Below are 1,940 nucleotides of genomic sequence, written 5' to 3' on the forward strand. Positions count from 1 at the left end.
AAGTTTTAGCGATCGCACCTTTTTCGCCCAACCTCACAAAATCGCGTTGCTCCCTGCTGGAGTCAGTCGGGAAACGTTTAAAGCGTTCTTGGACATTGTGGCAGGCAAGACTGTTGCTCAAGCGCTGGCAGTTCATGAGTTTGAGCAAGAATTGTTCGATGAAATCACCAGTGAACTTGATGCTCGTTCATTACAGCGACGGACAGAGCAAGGTTTTGATGAAATAGCGTTTATTTATCAGTTGGCCAAGAATCCCGAAATCAGGCAACAAATTACCCAAGAGTACGGGTTAAAGACTGGGGATGAAATTAAGCAACAAGTTCAAACCCTCACTACTGCTGCAACTGTTGGTTTTGACCCGAAAGCATTTTTAGACGAATTAGGAGTGCCGACATCAGAAAAAAAGTCGAAACGACCTGCGACAATTCAGGATCTGAAAAATTTGACACGCTCTTTGTTGAGCGAGAAATTCCAATCTCCAGCTTAAAATGGCGCAAGTTCTTCAAGGAGAATCTTTTCGGATTCTCAGTCATTTTTTTTCTAGTTTGCATTGGGCTGTCTGTTTACGTTCGCGTTATTAATGCACCGCCACCCCAGACAACACAAAGTATCTATGGGCTTCAACAATGAAATATCAGAAGCAAGCGATGTTGGGATTATTGGGCATGGGGTTAATCGCAAGTCCTTGGTTATCACAACTGCCAGCCCAATTCAAAACTTACAACAGTGGCATTACGATTCGAGAGTCTGAAGAACTAGAACGCATTAAAGCCGAGCAAAGGGCAGAAACCGCCGACAAAATTAATTCTCTTGGAGTTACACCCTCATTCAGTAAGTTACGAATCAGGAACTATCTAGACTCAAAAAAACGTAACCCTAGACCTGACACTACAGGTTATTTAGAAGATGAGACAGTTTTTGTGTATGACTCAACGGGTTTTTGTATTGGGCGAATTGAACAAAGGCAATGGAAATGGAAATATCGATTCAAAAATGCTTGTAAGAATTCGCCGCTATTTAAAGGTTCACCCAATTGATTTATGAAATATCTCACTCCAAACAAATCTAATTCACAACCAAAACCAGAATCATCACCACAAAGAGAGCCGAAAAAAGGAGGGAGTGACTACTTAGAATTATTAGCTCGGTGGATTGTGGCATTAATCTCACTGCCAGTCATCTTTATCTCACATATCATTGCCCAATTCGTTACCCCAGGCACACCCGGATACAAACTTGTTGGTGCAATTGGTTTCTGGATTGGTACACTCCTTTCTACTGATAGCATCTGGCAGGTTTTATTTCAGGGAAAACCCCTCCTACCGTGGTTTGAGCAAGAATGGATCGGTTGGATCGGTTGGTTACAATTACCGTTCAATCTCTTGTTCTGGATTAGTTTTGGCATCTCTGCATTAGTACAAGTCATGGAAGCGCGAACATTGCGTGGCAAAGACCCAAATCAAGCCAAGCATGAATTTGAAGATTCCAAGCAATATACTCTGGGTACAAAACCGACTGGAAACATCGATTTGACAGTCGCACTCTGGGGTGATTACAAAGCTGCTGGCATGAAAGAACGTCATACAGGTGGAGCGATCGCACTATTTTTCTGGGTTTTGGATTTGACTACTACCTTCGTTGGTCGTAATCCCTTTCGCTACACGAACCCTGGTGTGATCTTGGCTTGCTTTGCTTACAACGTAGCTTCAATGATGGCAGGCGAGATTGGTTACAGCATTTGGAAACTTACTAAATAAAAGGAGAATACATGGAACAAATACCAATGCTAGGAACCAAAGAAACGGCACTTTTACGTGACGATTACCCCAGCATTGAGTATTTGGAAGCTGGGAATACCGCCTCTTGGTTACAAGAGCGTCAAGACCAGTAGACCTGTCCGAAATATAAATTTAGGTACAAAAAAATGGTAGAAGGAAGAT

3 protein-coding genes and 1 pseudogene are annotated in these 1,940 nt (G+C 42.5%); all 4 read left to right on the forward strand.

Annotated features, from left to right (window positions below):
- Nucleotides 1-487 (forward strand): annotated as a pseudogene (locus ACM0OY_RS40240) (hypothetical protein); the annotation flags it as partial.
- A 139-nt stretch (nt 488-626) separates the two neighbouring features.
- Nucleotides 627-1,037 (forward strand): hypothetical protein, encoded by a 411-nt coding sequence (locus ACM0OY_RS40245; RefSeq protein ID WP_414574275.1) that lies wholly within the window; start codon nt 627-629, stop codon nt 1,035-1,037.
- 3 nt (nt 1,038-1,040) lie between these two features.
- Nucleotides 1,041-1,757 carry a hypothetical protein gene (locus ACM0OY_RS40250; protein ID WP_414574276.1) on the forward strand — a complete coding sequence of 239 codons (717 nt, stop codon included), beginning with the start codon at nt 1,041-1,043 and terminating at the stop codon, nt 1,755-1,757.
- 11 nt (nt 1,758-1,768) lie between these two features.
- Nucleotides 1,769-1,891 carry a hypothetical protein gene (locus tag ACM0OY_RS40255; RefSeq protein WP_414574277.1) on the forward strand — a complete coding sequence of 41 codons (123 nt, stop codon included), beginning with the start codon at nt 1,769-1,771 and terminating at the stop codon, nt 1,889-1,891.
- The last annotated feature ends 49 nt before the right edge of the window (nt 1,892-1,940 follow it).

The organism is Nostoc sp. CCY 9925 (genome assembly GCF_963920935.1).
Taxonomy (GTDB): domain Bacteria; phylum Cyanobacteriota; class Cyanobacteriia; order Cyanobacteriales; family Nostocaceae; genus Nostoc.

Bases quoted from the DNA above. Each gene is read 5' to 3' on its own strand.
- ACM0OY_RS40245 (WP_414574275.1), top strand. From the start codon at position 627: ATGAAATATCAGAAGCAAGCGATGTTGGGATTATTGGGCATGGGGTTA.
- ACM0OY_RS40250 (WP_414574276.1), top strand. From the start codon at position 1,041: ATGAAATATCTCACTCCAAACAAATCTAATTCACAACCAAAACCAGAA.
- ACM0OY_RS40255 (WP_414574277.1), top strand. From the start codon at position 1,769: ATGGAACAAATACCAATGCTAGGAACCAAAGAAACGGCACTTTTACGT.